Raw genomic sequence first — 19,533 nt, forward strand, 5'->3', positions numbered from 1 at the left:
TTGGCAGCCAATTGTACGATATGAATATAAAATTAAAATTGGGTTTACTGGGGATCCTTGTAATGGCAGGTGCATCTTTTTCCTGCAATAAGATCCTGGAAGTGGATCAGCCGGATAACCTGGTGCACAGCGAATTCTGGAAGAACCGGGATCAGGTATCCGCTTCGCTTACCGGGTTATACACATCCATCCAGAACAATGTTTCTTCTTTTCATGTTTGGGGCGATATCCGCTCCAGCCTGTATAAGCCGGGGTCCGGCGATGCATTTACGGCCAACCACCGGCAGTTCCTTTCGCAGGATCTGTACCCGGACAATACACTGCTGTCCTGGTCCTCCGTTTATAAATCGATCGGCTGGATCAATGCCTTCATAAAAAATGCACCCCTGGCGCTCAATACGGATCCCACCTTTAAAGAAACGGAATTGAACAGCATGCTGGGCGAAGCATATGCCTTACGGGCCTTGGATTATTTTTACCTGGTGAGGGCCTTTAAGGAAGTACCGCTGATCAAAGAGCCATATGAATCGGATAATCAGCAGGTAAATACGGCGGCGGCTGCTGAGGAAGAAGTGCTGGATTTTATTGAGTCGGACCTGGAAGTAGCGCTCAAGCAGTGCCCGGACGCTTTTGATGATGCCGATAAAAAATACGGGCGGGTAACGAAGAATGCGGTAAGGGCTTTGTGGGCAGATGTAAAACTCTGGAGAAATGATTACCAGGGCGTCCTGGACCTTTGCGCATCACTCGATCAACAGTATGCATCCCGGCTGGTAGGCCCGTTTGAATGGTACACGATCTTCAACCCCGGCAATTCGCCGGAAAGCATCCTGGAACTGCAATACAAGCCAACGGGCCCCGGCTCACCGCTGTATGGCTGGTTTGCCTATTATTCAGGTCCTGCATCTGCAGGCACCATGTACCTGGCTAACTCCGTAAATGTGCAGTTGGCCAACGAGGAGGTGTTGTATCCTACAACCTTACCGGAATATACCAGCTCGGATACGATACGCTATAAGGATTTTTCCGCCTACCGCAGGAGCAGCAATGTTTCCGGGAGTTTTGGGTCCGGCTGGGAAGTGTATAAATTTTTGGGGCAGCAGGCCTATCAGCAATCGTACCGCCCGCCCAATGACCGCCGGCTGGCCAATTATATTCTTTACAGGTATCGCGAAATACTCTTTATGAAAGCGGAGGCCTATGCAATGCTGAACCGTTATCCGGAAGCGGAGCAGATGCTCAACCTGATCCGGGAACATTGCAATGTTCCGTTATTGTCCACCGGCGAATCGGGCGAAGGCGTTGAATTTTTCTCCCGGCTCTTAATGGAGCGGGAGGCCGAGCTGGGTTTTGAAGGAAAGGAGTGGTTTGCTGCGGTGCGCATCGCAAGAAGACCGGGCATGGCCGATGCATTGCTCACTAAATCCGCCACCAATAATTCAATGGGCTATTCCTACCAGGTGATCAGGGCGCGGTTGCTGAATCCCGAAAGCTGGTTTTTACCTTATAATAAAACGGAGATCGAAAACAATCCGGCCCTGGTACAAAAGGACTATTATAAAAACAGGTAATGAAAATTATTAAACATAAGGATATGAACAGGTTTTATGTGTTAATAGGCGTGCTGATCTGTTGGGCAGCATTTTATTCCTGCAACCGGGAGCTGTCCGGGGCACGGTATGATTCCAATGATGAGATCCAGATCATGGATTACATTGACAAGCGGGAAGACCTGAGTACGTTCAGGGAACTGATCGATTATACGGGCCAGCGGAACCTGTTAAAGACCGCCGGCGCCTATACCGTATTTGCACCCAACAATGCCGCCTTCGAAGCCCTGTTTAAAAGCCTGAGCGCGGAAGGAACGCCGGTGACTTCTGTACAGGACCGGAGCAAGGAATTCTGGCTGAGCTATTTCCGTTATCACTTGTTGAACCAGAAGATCAATTCCAATGAATTTGAATTTGGTCCCTTACCCGTTCCTACCGTTTACCAGAACAAATACCTCATTGCGGATATGAGCGAATCCTACAGCTCAATTCGCCTGAACAATACAACAACCATTGTTGAGGGCAATATTGAATTGACCAACGGTTATATTGATATTGTCGATAATGTACTGAAACCCCCTTTTAACAGCGTCTATGAAACCCTGAAGCAAAGCGGGCAATACAATACCATGCTCGGTATTTTTGATGAAACCGGTTACACCCGGTATCTCAAAGACAGCATCATCACACTTTTTGTGGAATCGGACCAGGCACTGGCCAAGTCCAACTTTTCAAAAGAAGCCCTGCCCAATCTGGAGGAATGGGTAAAATATCATATTGTTGCGGACTCCGGTTATTTTCTGAACCTGATGGCGGGAAAGCGTTTTTACCCGCTCCTGGAGCGGCAGGCCTTAAGCTTCAATGTGGACCCGTACGGCCGGTATTATATCAACGAAGTATATCCTTTTAGCGAGAGTAAAACCTGGGGTATTGACCAGGTTTGCAACAACGGTATTTTTCATACGCTGGATACCTTACTCGAAATTGTGGATGCTGTGCCGGCCACCATTAGGTTTAACCTGTACCCGCCCGGCAGCCCCTACGGGCAGCAGAATATATTTACCGTGGCGCCCGCAACCATCAGCCTGAATACCGGCACTAAGAGCTATCACCAGAATAAAGAGGGCAAGATCGTGGCTTTCAATGCCACCCAGGTAGGCGATTACTTTTATATGACCGTGCCGGATGTGCCTGCCGGTAAATACCGGATCCGGATGATCCACCGGGGCGGCGGTACCCGTGGTAAATATATTGTCATCTATAACAATACGGTTGTTGATGAAATGGTCAATATGGCCAAGGCCGATGGAGCCTTTGAAGAGTGGGACTATCTTTCCTATAACAATTGCGGGGAAGTTACGGTTAGCGACAGGTCGGACGTTACGCTTTATTTTGCCTTTGCGGGGTTTGGCTCCAACTCCAATCCTTCCTACTGCTGTGACCTGCTGTGCGACATGCTTGAACTGATTCCGATAAAATGATTAATTAAACATTGCTAATGAAAGAGAATTCGAACGATATGAAACTTTTCAAATGGGTAGGTGTCCTCCTGCTTGTTGCGGGTTCATGGAATGCCCATGCTCAGGAAGTGGATCGCGATACGTTGAAGGTAACCGGAATGGACAAGCTGGGGATCCTCGATTCGGTTCCCGTGATGCCACTACCCCAGCAAAGCGATGCCCTTTCCTTTGCAGAGTTATTGTCCGGGACGGCGGGCATACACGTTACGGAATCCGGCGCCATCGGAGCAGCCCCGCAACTGATGATCAGGGGCGTGAATACGGTCAATTTGAGCGCAGGCCCGCAAATATATGTAGATGGCCTGCCCATTAAATATTCCAGATCGCTGGCGCCCTTCCTTTCTGTCTACGAGCCCACACGGTTTGGATTCCTGAATATTCATGACATCCAATCAGTCAGCATTTTAAAAGATGCTGCAGACCTGTCCGCGCTTGGCGGAAGGGGCGCTAACGGGGCCATTTTTTTGGCAACCGACCGCGGGGTATTCGGGGGAACCAAGATCGATGTGACCGCCAACACCGGCTTTATGCGGGCGCGGTATGATATCGATCATATGGACGGCGCTACATTTAAAAATTACCTGCAGCAATATCTGGCGGAAAACGGCGCCACGCCTGAAGATATAGCGGCCAACCCCGTATTCAATCCCTCGCTGGCACAGTATAATCAACATACAGACTGGATCAAAATGATCGACCGGCCGGCGCGGTATAACGACTATCATATAAAATTAAAAGGCGGCTCTGCGGATGCCAACTATATGTTCAGCATCGGCTATACCGGTAAGGATGAAACGCTGGAAGGGGCTGATTTTAACCGCACCACCATGCGCTTCAACCTGGATTATCACCTCTCGCAGAAATTTGAGATCCGCAATAATCTCAGTTATTCCAATACCGGATCGCGCTACCTGGAAGAAGGTACGGACTGGGGCATCCATCCCTTATTTGTTGCCGCATCCAAAGCGCCCTTTTTGGGTAAAGAGGCCTATAATGATGAGGATGTGCGTACCAACCTGCTGGCGGATGTGGATGTGCTGGGTAAAAGCAATCCCTGGGCGCTGGTGGATCGTATGAAAAATAAAAATGAAGAGAACCGGGTAGATGGTACCATCGCGGCAAAATGGCATATAGACAAAACACTGGCCCTGCAGTCCTCGCTGTCTGTGGGATATTATAATATGAAAGAGAACCAGTACCGGCCTGCCCTGGGCATTGTGCCGGATCAATACCGGATCCGCCAGAATGCCAACCGGAACTCCAGCGAGTTTACGCTGATCTGGAACTCGTTCCTGAACAAATCAGGAAATTGGGGCAACGCCGTTCAATACAATGGCCAGTTAGGGGCCTGGGTAGAAACGTATGAAGATAAGGCACTTTTTGGCAGAAAGGTGAATGCCGGCACGGATGACTATGAAACCTTAAAGCAGGGGATCGTGGACAGTGCGTCCAATGTGCGGTTCCGCTCCAATCTCAGCCGGTTCTATTTTTCAGGAACCGTGGATCTGTGGAAACGGTTGTATGTTGCCGCCAATGTTGCTGCGGAAGGTTCCTCCAATTTTGGGCCCGGTGGCCGCTGGGGACTCTATGGCGGTGGAAAGCTGCAGCTGGACCTGCTGGAACGCTCAAGGCCACACAACATCTCTCTGCGCGCCGGGTTTGGGAGAACGGGAAATTATGATGTGCGCGGTTATTACCAGGACAATTTATATTACGCGGTTCATTATTTTGGCTACGGCGGGGTTTACCTTGGCAATGTAGGCAATGACCAGATACGGCCGGAAGTTACGGATGCATTGGATGCAGGGGTCCGGTTCAGCCTTTTTAACCAGCGGCTGCAAATTGACGCCGGCTATTATCAGCGGGTTACCGATAACCTGATCACTTACCGGAGCTTCCCGGTGGAGCTGGGGCTGGACCCGCAGTTTGAGAACAGCGGCAGGATCGCTTCAAAGGGAGTAGAGGTAACGTTGAACGCAAAGATTGTAGAGGGACCCAAATTTTCCTGGATGATTTATGGCAATGCCTCCACGCTGGATAACAAGGTAAAAGAGCTGTACAACGGGGACATCATACGCACCCTGGGAAATGTAAGCGGTATTGCCCGGGAATCGGAAGGTATTGGTTCGTTTTATGGCTATCGCATCACAGGCGTATTCCGGTCGGCTGCCGAAGTTAACCTCAAAAAATCTGACGGTACTGATTATAAACCGGGCGACTATATCGTAGAAGACATCAACGGGGATGGAAAGATCAATGCCAATGACCGGCAGATAATTGGTAGCCCGCTGCCGGACCTCTATGGTGGTTTTGGTTCTTACTGGAGCTACAAGAGGCTTTCGCTTGAAGCCCGGGTTGCCTTCTCCTATGGCCAGGATATCTATAATAGCTTTAACCAGCAAATGCACTTAATGAGCGATTATTCCAACCAGTCGGTTGCTGTTGCCGGCCGCTGGCGATCCGGATCCGAGCCGGGAAACGGCATGGTGAGCCGGGCGGCCTATGGCGATCCTTCTTTTAACGGCATGGCTTCCGACCTGTGGGTGGAAGACGGGAGTTATACCCGGCTGAAGCTGCTGACACTGAGCTATGATGTGCCGCTGAAAAAAAGCACTTCGTTCATAAAAGGGCTGAAAGTGAATATTTCGGGAGAGAACCTGTTTACCTTCACTTCCTACAGTGGGTTGGATCCGGAAGTGGTATCGGCATCGGATGTGCTGTTGCGGGGTATCGATTTTGGCACGTCCCCGCTTCCGAAATCCCTGATTGTTGGTGTTAAAATTTCTCTTTAAGCGCAAAAACAAAATAATATGTATCAGGAGCAAACAAGCATACACAGAAGCGGATCAGCAGGTAAAAGGATGGGGCTGCGGTTCTTCGGGTATATCTGTTTTTTTGCAGGCGTCCTCCTGCTGGGGGGCTGCAAGAGCTTTTACGACGTGGATCCTTATTCGGTGATCAAGGAGGAAGATTTTAATAAGAACCGGGAAGACCTCAATGCCAGCGCGATCGGTATGTATGAGCCCCTGACAAAAGAAGTGCATAAGTTTTTGTTGTGGGGAGATGCACGGGCAGACATGGTTACAACCGGGCAGGCGGAGCCGGACCCTTATATCAATGAATTTGTTGCCAATACCATCAGTAAAGAAAATCCCTATACCAGCTATGCCGGTATTTATAAAACCATTGCGCGGTGCAACCGGCAGCTGGAAAAAGTTTATACCGTTGCAAGGCTCGACGATAAGATCCTCGAAAGGGATGCCGGTGCGTTCTATGCGGAGGCACTTTTGTTGAGGGCGTATTGCTATTATATACTGGTGCGGAACTTTGAACGGTTCCCCCTGATCCTGTCCGATTATGCCGAGCAGATAAAATATGTGGATCAGTCCGGCGACACCCTTATCCGCAAGACCCGGTCGTTGCCGGCAGATGAGATCCGGGGTACCTATTATTACCCCAAAAGCCGGGATGAAGTATGGGAGATGATCTACAATGATGCCCTTACGGTGCTGGGTATATTGCCGTTGAATTATCAGTGGAACAGGAACTCGCTTCCTGCTCAGGAACGCTATGGGAGGGTATCGCAGGTAATGGCGGCAACCTTTGCTGCGGAACTGGCCTTATGGCTGGGCAAATACCAGGCGGCTTCCGCTTTTGCCAATTCACCGGTAAGGAACTCCAACCATACCCTCAGCACTTCCGGAACCTGGATCAACCAGTTCACCGGTTCCTACGCCTCCCTGCATTCCCTGTTTTTGCTGGGATATAAGTATCCAAATAGTTTTGAAACAAACCGGTTGCAGGAATTTACCTCTTCGGTTGCGGGGGATGGCGGCCGGTATTATTTAAAGCCCGCCTCCACCGTGATCCGGAACATCTTTTCTTACGAAGGCGGCGATATCCGTACGGAGTTCAGCTATAAAGTGATCAATGGCGATACCGTGATCTGGAAATACATCGGACTGGATAATGGCATCAGTATGCGCCCCGGCTATCAGAGCGATGCCAGCTGGCCTTTTTACAGGAGTGCAGATGCCTTCCTCATCAAAGCCCTGGCCGACCTCATGCTGGAAGATTACGCCACGGCTTTCAATTTTGTGAACATGCTGCGGATAGCAAGAGGGCTGGAAGAGTTGGATCCAGCCCAAACGGACTACCGGAATAAGGAATACATGCTGGATGTGATCTTTAAAGAAAAAGCAAGGGAATTTGCTTTTGAAGGCAAACGTTGGTATGATCTCATGCTTTGGTCAAAGTTATCGGGTAAGAACCAGCTGGCCGCGGCGGTAGCATCCAAGTATCCTTCTCCCAAACGGGAAGAAGTGGAAGCACAGCTCCAGGATGAGGGCCATTGGTATATGTCCATCGATCCGCTGTTGTGGAAGTAAGATAAACGATTTTAAAAGCAGCTTGCCGGCAGGAAGCAGGCGGATTGTAAAAAAACTAATATATGGAACGGAGCATGATCAATGATTCTCAAATAAGAAAAGGAGTATATGCGCAATTCCATCAGATCAGAAAAAACATAAAAAATAAACTGATGAAAAAGATGGTCAGATTTATGACGCTGTCGTTGACACTTTTAGGGTTTGTTTTTACAACGGGCTGTTATAAGGAGCAGCACTTTGACTTTCCGGGTCCGTTTGAAGACACTTCATTTGTTAATGTGGTGGACTCACTGCCCTTTCCCTTTGATAAGACCCGGCAGGCCGGTGTGTGGCTGATGAAGGACAACGTGCCGGATTTCGGAAAGATCCTGTTTAAAGGCTATACGGACTACAGGCCCATGCACGATACGGTTTCCTGGGTACAGGAGCCCACGGGCATGCGGCTGATCCCCCACCGCAATTATTACCCGCTTACAGATGCCGATCATCTGGGAGGCGATCCCAACAGCTATAAATACAACTGGGCCTATTCCAAATATTTTGTACCGGTAGGAGCGGGCAAAAGTTTCTATATGTATGCTAAAGTCAGCTTCGGCACGTTTAGCGGCACGGCGGCCGGCCTGGTGCTGGGGGCCAGCTGGAGTACAGGCGGGGTATTCGTTTTCGGGATGGACGGCAACAGCAGCATTGCGCCGATGTTCTTTGTGGACCTCTACGGTACACTGGGGGCAACGGTAAGCCCGGACCAGGGATGGCCTACGGCCAATGAAGTGATCATACCTGGTGTGCCGGCAGAAATTGAAGTGGTGATCCATGATAACCTCTTTTATATAAAAGTGAATGGTACGCTTTGTTTCTTATTTAAGATTTCAAGGGAGGATCCATATTACTTTACGCCGCAGATCCGGCCCTGGCGGAACTTTGTAACGGTGCATGATTTTTATGTGGAAAGTTCCGATATGTATTCGGTGGATTATGCCCTGCACGAACATCAGCAGGATTACAACCGGATACAGGCGCCGGCCCTGGTAAAAGCCGGAAATGGAGACCTGTTGCTTTTTGCAGAAGGACGCTCCAACCCGGCCTCTGCGGAAGAACGGGTAGCCCAGAATACCATGCCGGTAGGCAACACGGATATTATTATGAGCAGGTCCGGCACCGGCGGGCAAACATGGGATCAGCAGGTGTCGGTCATTGCGGGTGCCGGCAGCGGCGATACCTATGGTTTTCCACAGGTAGTGACCACCTCCGGAGGTAAAATGATCCTGCACTACAGCAAGCTTACGACTACCAGCCTGAAGAACGGAAGCTTCAGCTACCCGGCGGAGCAGCTCTTATACCAGACGGTTTCTACGGATAACGGTCTGTCATGGTCGCAGCCCGTAAACATCACGGAGTCACTCAAGGATGTCAGCAAAGGCTATTTGAAAAGCAGCTCCGGCCACGGGATCGAATTAAGGTCGGCGGCCTATAAGAACCGGCTGGTCATGCCCCTGATCTATGGGGGTACTTCCATAAAAGTAGGATTGTCCGATGACCAGGGCGCCAGCTGGCGGACCAGTCAGCTGGTTGGCGGATCCAATATTACAGCCGGCTCGGTTGTGGAGCTTGCCGATGCCCGGTTAATGCTGATCCTGTCGCATGGGAATGCCTCTCCGCAAAGCAAGCTGGTATCCTACAGCAGCGACGGAGGGGAAACCTGGACGGCCCCGGTGCCGATTGCAGCGGGTGCGGCCACCTTGAGCAACGGGCATATGTACGCTGGCATTGCCGTCAGCAATCAGCAGGGGACCATTTATTTTGCAAATGCTACCGGAAGGCAAAAAGATCCCGAAACCTATAACGGGCCGAATTTTGGGATAACGCCGGTGCTGTTTGAAAGTACGGATAACGGCGCTTCCTTTACATCAACCGGTCCTTTATTTACCAGGACCGCTTACCGTGGCTACAGTGATCCCATTGGCAATATGGACGCGGTGTTTACCAATGACGGAAAATTGGTGATCGTGGGCGAAGGCGGTGTGGAAAGCCCGCAGGAAGGTATTGTAGTGTACCGGAGGTAACGGGATGCGGCGGTTAAAAAACGTTGAAAAGAATGGGATTTTTTCGCGTACAATTATGGAGTAGAAAAAATGCGCGGCCGGCCCGGAATGGTTTCCTGCTGCTGGCCTTGGCCTGCAGTACACAGGCGGGCGGGAGCCGCTTTGCCCTGTACCGGCAGCGGCCGCATGCAGATGCCTGCATCGCTTCCGGGAAGCCGGCCATGAAAACGGTCCGGATCTTTGCAGCACATACGGAAGGCTATAACACCTATCGGATCCCCTGCCTGGCCCGCGCAAAAAATGGCAACCTGGTCGCTTTTGCGGAAGGCAGGAAACATTCGGTATTGGATTATGGGGATATCGACCTGGTCTGTAAGATCTCGTATGATAACGGGAACTCCTGGTCAAAGCTGAAGGTGATTGTTTCAGAAGGGGAAGGCACCTGGGGCAACCCGGTTGCGCTGACCGATGAACAAAGCGGGCGCATCTGGCTTTTCCTTTCCTGGAATGATGAAAATCACAGTCAGCACGGAGGCCGTTTCAACGGGAAACAATTCATGCCCATCGACGCCTGGGGACAGCGAAAGCTTTTTACGACCTACAGCGATGATAATGGCCTGAGCTGGGCGCCGCCTGTTGACCGTACCGCAGAACTGGTACCACCTGCCTACAAGTGGGATGCGGTAGGACCGGGGATCGGTATCCAGGTCGTACAGGGAAAATACAGGGGCAGGCTGATCGTACCGGCCGGCCGGCGGAATATTTACAGTGATGACCACGGCGCCACCTGGAAATACCAGCTGATACCACCCGGTACCTTTGAGGGAACGGTTGCAGAGCTCTCCAACGGTCTGCTCCTGCGCAACGACCGGGGCGTGGGCGCCCGCTGGTCCGGGAGTCATACAAGGTTTGTTTCCCGGGGCAGCATAGAACAGGGGTTTGCCGCATTTGCTGCGGATCCGCATTTACCGGATCCGCGCTGTCAGGCATCGGTGCTGCGCTATGCTTTTTCACCCAATGTGCTGCTGTTCTTAAACCCGGCGCAGAGCGAGAAAGACGGAACAGCAAACAGGTGCCTGATGACGGTACGGATGAGTGAAGATGACGGGGCTTCCTGGAAATATGCCCGGCTGCTTTATCCGGAAGTAAACAGAGACAGCCTCTGCAACGGGTACGGGGGCTACTCCAGCATGATAAAAACAGCAGATGGCTTTATTGGAGCCCTGACGGAGTTTAATCATAACGTAAAAAAAGCACCGGTGGCGGAAAAAAGTTTTTCCATCGACTTTCACCGGTTTAGCCTGGAATGGGTAAAGCAATAAAATCCTCCGGCACAGCCGCACCGGAACCAGGAAATCAGAAACCGGTTATTTATGAAAGCAGGTACATTACATACAATACTACTGGCATTGATCCTCCTGGTAAGCGGGAGATCCTTTTCGCAGGTGGGTACAAAACCCAATATACTCTTTATAACAGTGGATGACCTGAACGACTGGACCACCTTGTTTGATCAGCGCAATCCGATCCGGATGCCCAATGTTGAGCGCCTGGCACAGAAGGGCGCTTTCTTTACGCATGCCTATGCTTCCTCGCCGGCATGCAATCCGTCCCGGGCTTCTGTGATGACGGGGACCCGGCCTCACAAAACAGGTATTTACGGCAACAGCTCGGATTGGAGAAAAGCATTGCCGGGTGCAAAAACAATACAGCGGTATTTTAAAGAGAATGGCTATTTTGTTTGCGGATCGGGGAAGATCTTCCATCATCATAACGACTGGGCATTTCATGATAACGCCTCCTTTGACGAATACCTTATGATGGCGATCAACGAACCGTATCCGCCCAAGAAGTTGAACGGCCTGGAAGGGTATGGCTCCCGGAATACGGATTGGGGTCCCTGGCCGGATGATATCCGGAAAACGGCGGATTTCAGAACCGCAGAATATGCGATCGATAAGCTGAACCAGCAATTTAACCAGCCCTTTTTCTTAAATGTGGGCATTTACAAACCGCATTCGCCCTTTTTTGCCCCCGGGGAATTTTTTGAAAAATACCCCACAAAAGATCTTGTGATGCCTGCGCTGCCGGCTGACGATACCAACGACCTGCCGGAAGGCGCAAAAACACTGCTGGGGCCCAGCGATTGGTTCTGGAAAGGAATGGTGAAGGCAGGGCAGCAGGCTCCTTCGGCCTACAGGGGCTATGTACAGGCCTACCAGGCCTGTGCCTCATTTGCCGATGCCATGATCGGGAAGATCATTGATGCGCTGGAAAGAAGCGCTTATAAAGAGAATACCATTGTTGTATTGTGGTCGGATCACGGTTTTCACCTTGGAGAGAAGCAGCATTTTGAGAAGTTTGCGCTTTGGGAAAAAACAACCCATATTCCCTTTGTCATTATTGCGCCCGGTATTACCCAACCGCATAGCGTGATCAGCAAGCCGGTTGATATGACCACTATTTATCCCACACTGTGCGAGCTGGCGGGTCTTAAAATTCGTGCGCAGGCGGACGGCTTCAGCCTGGTGCCCTTATTAAAAGATACATCAGTAAAAATTCCTCCGGCATTAATGACCTATATGAAAGGGAATCATGCCATCCGCACAGAGCAGTGGCGTTACATTCAATATGCCGATGGCCCGGAAGAATTATATGATCATCATCATGATCCCAATGAATGGAATAACCTTGCAGGAATAAAGCAGTACAGGGAAGTGTGCGACCGGCTAAAAAAGTTTGTGCCGCAGCAGCATGCAGCGCAGGTGGCCGATCTGCTATAGAAGGAAACGGGTAATGGTCTTATGATGTTATAGAAGTTGTATAAACTTCTGCTGAAGCGCTTCCTTTCGTAAAGAAATGTTGTCCGGGCGGGAGCTCAGTAAGACAATCTAAGGTATCGGCCCTTGATACCGGACCTGAACGGGCCGGGCGCTATTGATCGTTTGTTTACGGCGGCGTCGGGGAATGAATGGGCAGGACCGCTTTAATAAAAAGAATAACAGATATGATGATCAGCAGAATGCTCCTGGTAGCTTCCTTTTTAATGTTAAAGACCGCTGCAGCCGGAACACCGGTTCAGCAGCCACCCTATAACGTACTCTTTATAGCGGTGGACGACCTGCGGCCCAACCTGGGCTGCTATGGAGATGCAAAGGCCATCACGCCGAATATAGACCGGTTGGCCGGCAGTGCCCTCGTGTTTAACCGGGCTTATTGCCAGCAGGCGGTCTGCAATCCCTCCCGGGCGTCTGTTTTAACAGGCCTTCGGCCCAACGAAACCGGGGTAACCGATCTTATAACCCATTTCCGCGAAAAGAACCCCGATGTGGTAACACTGCCCCAGGCCTTTAAACAGGCGGGCTATACGGCAATGGGGATCGGGAAAATTTTTCACGGATCCAGAAGCACCCAGGATGAAGTTTCCTGGTCCGTACCATCGGTCCAAAACCTTTCGGTGCGCAGCGACGAATATTTTCTTCCGCAGAACAAAAAAAAGGGGAAGGCCGGATCCTATGAGTTTACCGAAGGTCCCGATGACAAATACCCGGATGGAAAAATTGCGGACGACGTGATCGGGGCGCTAAGAAATTTTAAGCGTAACGGTAAAAAATTTTTCCTGGCAGCGGGCTTTAAAAAACCGCACCTTCCGTTTTGTGCGCCTCAAAAATACTGGGACCTGTATGCGCATACGGATTTTTCCACAGTTGCCCATAAGGAGAAACCCCGGGACGCTCCGGAAATTGCCTTTCATCAATGGCAGGAATTAAGGGGATATTCCGACATTCCTGATGCAGGACCCCTGGCGGGCGATACAGCCGCAGCATTAAGACGGGCTTATTATGCCTGTGTAAGCTACGTGGATGTTCAGATCGGAAGGGTCCTGGATGAACTGGACCGCCTGGGCCTTCGGGAGCAGACTATCATCGTGCTTTGGGGAGACCATGGTTACCATCTGGGAGAGCAGGGGCTGTGGTGTAAATCCACCAACTTTGAGCTGGATGACCGAATCCCGATGATCCTTTCGGCGCCCTCCGTCCGTACGGCCGGTGCGGCCACAGATGCCATTGTAGAAGCGGTGGATCTGTACCCCACGCTTATAGAGCTGTGTGGTATCCGTCCGTCCCGGGCATTGAGCGGAAAAAGCCTGGTTCCGTTATTAGCAGACCCGGCCAGGAAATGGGACCACAAGGCCTACAGCCAGTTTTGCAGACCTTATAAAGCGATCACATCCGGCCGCCCCACGCATATGGGGTACACCGTCCGGGATCAGTCCTGGCGTTATACGGTTTGGTATCGTTTAAAAGATAATGTTATCGAGTCCCGGGAGCTTTACGATGTGCATCAGGATCCGGTGGAGACGGTCAATCTTGCCGGCCGCCGGAGCTACAAAAAGATCGAAGATAAATTGGGAAGGCTGCTTGAACAGTACCGGAACCGGAAATAGAAGACAGCGTTTTTAATAAATAATCATAAAACTTATTGAATGAAGAAAGGAAATCTGGTAATTGTAATGCTAATGAGTGCGGCCATTGCCCTTTGTGCTTATTCCTCCAAACCGGATAAGAAGGGGGGGCTTCAAAAGACCGTGCTTTGGCAGCAGGGAACGGGTAAATACAATAATTACCGGATCCCGGCGCTCATTGTATCCAGGAAAGGAACAGTGCTTGCTTTTTGCGAAGCCCGGGAAGGGGGCGATGCGGGGGATATCGATCTGCTGGTAAAGCGTTCAACGGACAATGGAAAGACCTGGAGCAAGGAACAGGTGGTATGGGATGATGGCTTCAATACCTGCGGCAATCCCTGCCCCGTTGTAGACCAGGAAACCGGCCGTATCTGGCTGCTGCTTACCTGGAACAATGGCAAGGATGGGGAGGCGGCTATTGTCAATAGAAGATCCTCCGCTCCCAGGATCCCCTATGCATGTTATTCTGACGATGATGGACGCACCTGGTCAAAGCCGGAAAGCCTTGCAAGCACCTGTCGCGACAGTTCCTGGGGCTGGTATGCGACCGGCCCCGGCATCGGCATCCAGGTCCGGAACGGCGTTTACAAAGGGCGGCTGGTCATTCCGGCCAATCACAGTTATGATGATCCTAAAGGCAACCTGAGAAATGGTCCTTATGGGTATGGCGCTCATGTGCTGTTTTCGGATGATCATGGCAAGACCTGGCGGAAAAGCGAACCCATCCGCCCGGGCTGTAACGAGAGCCAGGTAACGGAGCTTTCCGACGGCACATTGGTCATGAACATGCGTTCCTATAACCACAAGCAATCCCGGGCGATCTCCTATAGCAAGGACGGAGGCGCAACCTGGACACCGATAGAGCACGATCTTCAATTAGTAGAATCGGTTTGCCAGGCCAGCATTCTCAATTTCGGGCAGCAGGGAGGCCGGTCCATGCATTTGTTTTTGAACCCTGCTGTTCCGCTGGGCCGGACGCATCTGACGTTACGAACCAGTTTTGACGATTGTAAAAGCTGGAGCAACAGCAAGCTGGTTTATAAAGGTCCCGGTGGGTATTCCTCTCTTACAAAATTGCCCAATGGCTCCATCGGAATGTTCTTTGAGGCCGGAAGGAAGAAGCCGTATGAGAAAATGATCTTTGTATCGCTGCCACCCCGGGAGGTCTTTACACCGGGCGCCCTGCTCGGCGAGGAGGATCTCTGAAGAGTTGCAGGCTGTTCCCCGCTGATTTTTCGCTGATCCGGGGATTATATCCTTCTGTGTTCGTCTGGAGCATCTGTGTGCGATGGGGCTCCTTCTCTTCCGCGTATAGCTGCGCCATCTACGGGCTTTTTTTTCCGCTGATCTTCGCTGATCTTTCGCTGATCCGGCGGACTATATCCTTCTGTGTTCGTCTGTAGCATCTGTGCGCCATGTGGCAACTGTTCTTCTGCGTGTATCTGTGCGATCTGCGGGCTGTTTTTCTCCCGCTGATCTTCGCTGATCTTTCGCTGATCCGGGGATTATATCCTTCTGTGCTTGTCTGGGCATCAGTGCGCGATGGGGCTCCTTTTTTTCNGNNTATAGCTGCGCCATCTGCGGGCTTTTNTNCCGCTGATCTTCGCTGATCTTTCGCTGATCCGGGGATTATATCCTTCTGTGNTTGTCTGGGCATCAGTGCGCGATGNGGCNNCTNTTNTTCTGCGTNTATCTGTGCGATCTGCGGGCTGTTTTTCTCCCGCTGATCTTTTACGCGGATCTGTGCAGACTATTCTCTACTGTGATTATCTGTGTGAAATGATTACCTGTTCGGTTTATGTTTAAGATGATTTGCGATTGGGCCAACAAAATTTTACGGGGTTTGCGGGAATCCTTATTTTTGTCTAATTGTAATACAAATAAAACAATTAGTCATGTTAGACGGGCTACAGCCTATCAAGAACCTCTCGATGTCGGAAATGGTCGAGGTAAGCCTGCAGCAATACTTCAGGGAGAAAGACTTTAAGGTAGGGGATTCCCTGCCAACAGAGAAGGACCTGGCAACAACCCTTCAGGTAAGCAGAAGCGTGATCCGGGAAGCGTTGAGCAAATTTAAGATGCTGGGGATCGTGGAGAGCCGGAAAAAGACGGGGATGGTCATATCGAACCCGGATCTCGTGGGGACCATCGGAAAAATACTGCACCCGAAAATACTGGATGATGCCACCCTGCAGGATCTGTTTGAGCTGCGACTGGTCATTGAATCGGGGCTGGCAGACCTGCTCTATGTACGCAAGACCGAAAAAGCAGTGACTGAGCTGGAAACGATCGCCCGGAATGAAAAACCGGGTAAAGCCTTTGCCATCGATAATGAAATAGCGTTTCATGGCAAACTTTATGAGATCACCGGCAATCAAACGCTCAAGCGATTCCAGCTTTTATTATTGCCGGTATTTGCCTATGCCATGAGTATGAAGAAAAAATTCAAACCCGGAAGCGTGCGGCATATGGATCTGGTAGAAATACTCAAAAAAGGCACCCGCAATGATTTCAAAGAAGGGATGTTCGAACATCTGCATCCGCATTATACCCGGCTGGAGAAATAATTTTTTTTGGCATTGTACCGGGCCCTATATACGTTATGTAGGACAATAATATATTTTGCGATCATAGGAGTGGTCATTGCAGGTTGCTGTAAAAAATTTTTAATCGATTAACGATGCGTGCGATCTTATTGACAGGATTATTGCTTTATGTTGCCACTGGCCGTTCACAGGCTTTTGAAGAAACGGTCATCTGGCCATTGAACGATACGATTCATGGAGTGTACGAACATTTTGTATTTGGGCTTGCTTCAACAAAAAGGGGAACAGTACTGGCTTTTGCTGAGGGGCGTTTATCGCGCGGGGACGATAGTCCGCATCATATCATATTAAAACGAAGCACGGACAATGGCAAACACTGGGAGTCCTCCCGGGTGCTGGTCCGCAGTACCAAGGGAATATGCTATGCCAATCCTACCCCGTTGGTCGACCGGCAGACCGGTACTGTTTTCCTGTTCTATGCGCAGAATTTTAATAACGATTCTTCAAGAGTATATTGTATAACCAGCAGGGATGAAGGCGCCACCTGGTCCGGCCCCAGAGATCTGACGGCTCTGTTTGCCGGCGATCCTTTTAAAAGGCCCTTTCACCTTCCAGGTCCCGGACATGGCATCACCTTACGCAACGGACGGCTGCTGCTGCAGGTATGGCATCGTTATTCCATAAGGGTTCCGGAACAGGAGCGGAAATACGGCTCATCGGTCATTTATAGTGATGATCATGGCCTAACCTGGAAACCGGGGGGATATATACCGGGTGCGGGGCGGGTTACAGCCGGCGAGGCCAGGATGGTGGAGCTGCCGGATGGAAAAATATTTTTTAGTGCACGCGGCCGCTTCCTTTCGGTTGATTCAACAAAGCAGGGGCCGGTCATAACGCGGGTAGAGTCGCTGAGCAGTGATCAGGGCAGGAGCTGGTCCTACCCTCGGGAAAGTACCATTGAGCCTTTCACATCGGTCGATGCGGGAGTGGGACAGCTTTCGAAAGATGGCGTGCAGTATTTGTTGTTAAGCCGCCCCCTGGGTCCCAAGCGGGAAAACCTGGGTATCAGCTATAGTAAGGATCAGGGCAAAACCTGGTCCAGGCCGGTATTACTTTACAAGGGCCCCGCAAACTATTCGGATATCACCGTTCTTCCGGATCAGACGATCTTGGTGCTTTATGGCCGGGGCAGGCCCCGGTACGGTGCGATGGTCCGGCTCCGGTTAGCAGACATCCTCGTACATAATAAACAGTAGGTGGCTGTTGTTTTCCAAAACAGCGGTCAATTTACAGATCATCAAAAAGGGGTGCAGCTGGCTGCGAACGCATTTGCCGGGGTGATGGAGATCTGCAACCGGATTCAGGAATATCAAAAGCATGAAGATACAATTACTGATCATTGTCATGGACACCTGCCTGGTCCTCCCGCTGCTGTTTTCCGGTTTGGGATCGGTAAGAAAATAAAAGTGGGCTGCCTTTGATCAGGAACAGCCGGATCCGTTCCAGCCCCGTGCAGGATGTATACCGGTGTATGAACCGGGATAAAGCAGACAGCGCCGGCCATATGAGCTGGGATCTCACCGCGGTGTTGGTAGCCATTAAGGGATACCGGCCTTCCATACCCTGCGCCGGATCATGCATCAGCCCGTGCATCGGCTGCAATAGTATCCCGGTACAGCACCCCTAAAAAATAACGGGTAAAATATTTGGTGGTTGTCATAAAAGTTCTATTTTTGATATGTCTGACAATATTACAATTTTTAAATCAGATGTTATCTGCCGGGGTCACGGGATTAAAACCGGCTGCTTGCGCCGGTTGCAAGAATGACCGGAAGAAACTGGAAAAACGGGAGCGATGAAAATAAGATGCTTGTTTGTTGTCCTGCTAATGGGTTTGCCGGTGCATTTAATTGCCCAAACCCTTGTGCAGTCCGTATTGTGGCCACTGGGGATCGACTCGGCGCACCGGATCAAAGAACATTTTGTATATGGGCTCATCGAAGCCGGCAATGGTGATGTGCTGGCATTTGCCGAAGGACGCATCCAAAAGGGAGACGACCGGCCGCACCATATTGTATTAAAACGCAGTAAAGATAAAGGGAAGCATTGGTTGCCTTCCCAGGTGATCGTGGCAAGCACCGGGGAATCCTTCGCCAATCCCACGCCGGTTAAGGACCGGAAGACCGGGAAGATCTTTCTTTTTTACGCCCGCAATTTTAATAATGATTCCAGCCGGGTATATTATATCGCCAGCACCAACCAGGGGGAGCGCTGGTCGGCGCCGGTTGAAGTGACCCACCTGTTCGGGAACGATCCCCTCCGGCGGCCTTTTCATCTTCCGGGCCCGGGTCATGGAATAACGCTGGACAATGGCCGTATGCTGGTACAGGTATGGCACCGGTTTCCGGTGAAGAAAAGTGTTGGAGAACGGAAGTATGGTGTTTCTGTTTTGTACAGCGACGACCAGGGCCGCAGCTGGAAGAGCGGGGGATACCTGCCGGGTGTTGATTCCTTTACTGCCAATGAATCGCGACTGGTGGCGCTGGGTGGTTCCAAAGTATTGCTGGATGCGCGTTTGAGCGAACCGGGCGCTTTTGTGAACAGGGCACAGTCGGTCAGCACCGACGGAGGCCTTACCTGGTCCTGGCCCGTAAGGAGTTCTATCGATCCCTTTACTGCGGTGGATGCAGGGTTGACTTCTTTAAAGCACGAAGGGCACCTGTATATCCTGTGCAGCCGTCCGTTGGGCCCGGGGAGGAATGACCTTGCCGTGAGCTTTACTGCAGACGGGGCGAAGAGCTGGTCAAAGCCTGCGTTGTTATTCAAAGGTCCCGCCAACTATTCGGATATCGTGGTGCTGAAAGACGGCAGCTTTTTGGTGCTTTACGGCAGGGGAAAACCCCGGTATGCAGCAGTGGCCCGGTTTGACTGGAGATGGTTGCTCCATGCGTCCGGAACAGGGCCGGAAAAAAGCGGGCCCGCGGTGCTCTCAAAGTGAACAGAACAACATTGATCATCTTCA

Annotated in this window: 13 protein-coding genes; 12 read left to right on the plus strand and 1 reads right to left on the minus strand. The window is 51.0% G+C overall.

Translation table 11 applies throughout. The features are described from left to right. Window positions 1-20 precede the first annotated feature (20 nt). The 11 genes from B160_RS0103935 (at window position 21) to B160_RS0103985 (ending at window position 17,767) form a co-directional block, all read left to right on the plus strand. Window positions 21-1,571, plus strand: a complete 1,551-nt coding sequence (locus tag B160_RS0103935; protein ID WP_018626570.1) for a RagB/SusD family nutrient uptake outer membrane protein — start codon at window positions 21-23, stop codon at window positions 1,569-1,571. After that, window positions 1,571-3,031, plus strand: a complete 1,461-nt coding sequence (locus tag B160_RS0103940; protein WP_018626571.1) for a fasciclin domain-containing protein — start codon at window positions 1,571-1,573, stop codon at window positions 3,029-3,031. Before B160_RS0103935 ends, B160_RS0103940 begins: the two co-directional genes overlap by 1 nt. Before the next feature lie 17 nt (window positions 3,032-3,048). Beyond that, on the plus strand, window positions 3,049-5,862 hold the full coding sequence (locus B160_RS0103945; RefSeq protein ID WP_018626572.1) for a SusC/RagA family TonB-linked outer membrane protein: 2,814 nt from the start codon (window positions 3,049-3,051) through the stop codon (window positions 5,860-5,862). 18 nt (window positions 5,863-5,880) lie between these two features. Further along, complete coding sequence (locus B160_RS0103950) at window positions 5,881-7,458, plus strand: RagB/SusD family nutrient uptake outer membrane protein (RefSeq protein ID WP_018626573.1); 1,578 nt, start codon at window positions 5,881-5,883, stop codon at window positions 7,456-7,458. 152 nt (window positions 7,459-7,610) lie between these two features. After that, entirely contained in the window at window positions 7,611-9,521 is a 1,911-nt protein-coding gene (locus tag B160_RS0103955) for a sialidase family protein (protein WP_169539985.1), read from the plus strand. A 32-nt stretch (window positions 9,522-9,553) separates the two neighbouring features. Beyond that, window positions 9,554-10,822 carry a sialidase family protein gene (locus tag B160_RS28355; RefSeq protein ID WP_018626575.1) on the plus strand — a complete coding sequence of 423 codons (1,269 nt, stop codon included), beginning with the start codon at window positions 9,554-9,556 and terminating at the stop codon, window positions 10,820-10,822. A 51-nt stretch (window positions 10,823-10,873) separates the two neighbouring features. Then, on the plus strand, window positions 10,874-12,283 hold the full coding sequence (locus B160_RS0103965; protein WP_018626576.1) for a sulfatase: 1,410 nt from the start codon (window positions 10,874-10,876) through the stop codon (window positions 12,281-12,283). 224 nt (window positions 12,284-12,507) lie between these two features. After that, window positions 12,508-13,947 carry a sulfatase gene (locus B160_RS0103970; protein WP_018626577.1) on the plus strand — a complete coding sequence of 480 codons (1,440 nt, stop codon included), beginning with the start codon at window positions 12,508-12,510 and terminating at the stop codon, window positions 13,945-13,947. A 39-nt stretch (window positions 13,948-13,986) separates the two neighbouring features. Then, window positions 13,987-15,171, plus strand: coding sequence for a sialidase family protein (locus B160_RS0103975; RefSeq protein ID WP_018626578.1), 1,185 nt, complete (start codon window positions 13,987-13,989; stop codon window positions 15,169-15,171). Window positions 15,172-15,860: 689 nt separating this feature from the next. Further along, on the plus strand, window positions 15,861-16,532 hold the full coding sequence (locus B160_RS0103980; protein WP_018626579.1) for a FadR/GntR family transcriptional regulator: 672 nt from the start codon (window positions 15,861-15,863) through the stop codon (window positions 16,530-16,532). A 113-nt stretch (window positions 16,533-16,645) separates the two neighbouring features. Further along, window positions 16,646-17,767, plus strand: a complete 1,122-nt coding sequence (locus tag B160_RS0103985) for a sialidase family protein (RefSeq protein ID WP_018626580.1) — start codon at window positions 16,646-16,648, stop codon at window positions 17,765-17,767. A 133-nt stretch (window positions 17,768-17,900) separates the two neighbouring features. Here B160_RS0103985 and B160_RS28360 read toward each other — a convergent pair whose 3' ends face one another. After that, on the minus strand, window positions 17,901-18,173 hold the full coding sequence (locus B160_RS28360; RefSeq protein WP_157557873.1) for a hypothetical protein: 273 nt from the start codon (window positions 18,171-18,173) through the stop codon (window positions 17,901-17,903). Window positions 18,174-18,366: 193 nt separating this feature from the next. Between B160_RS28360 and B160_RS0104000 the strand changes: the two genes are divergently transcribed. After that, window positions 18,367-19,509, plus strand: coding sequence for a sialidase family protein (locus B160_RS0104000; protein ID WP_245562143.1), 1,143 nt, complete (start codon window positions 18,367-18,369; stop codon window positions 19,507-19,509). The last annotated feature ends 24 nt before the right edge of the window (window positions 19,510-19,533 follow it).

The sequence above is a fragment of the Niabella aurantiaca DSM 17617 genome, from assembly GCF_000374125.1.
GTDB lineage: Bacteria > Bacteroidota > Bacteroidia > Chitinophagales > Chitinophagaceae > Niabella > Niabella aurantiaca.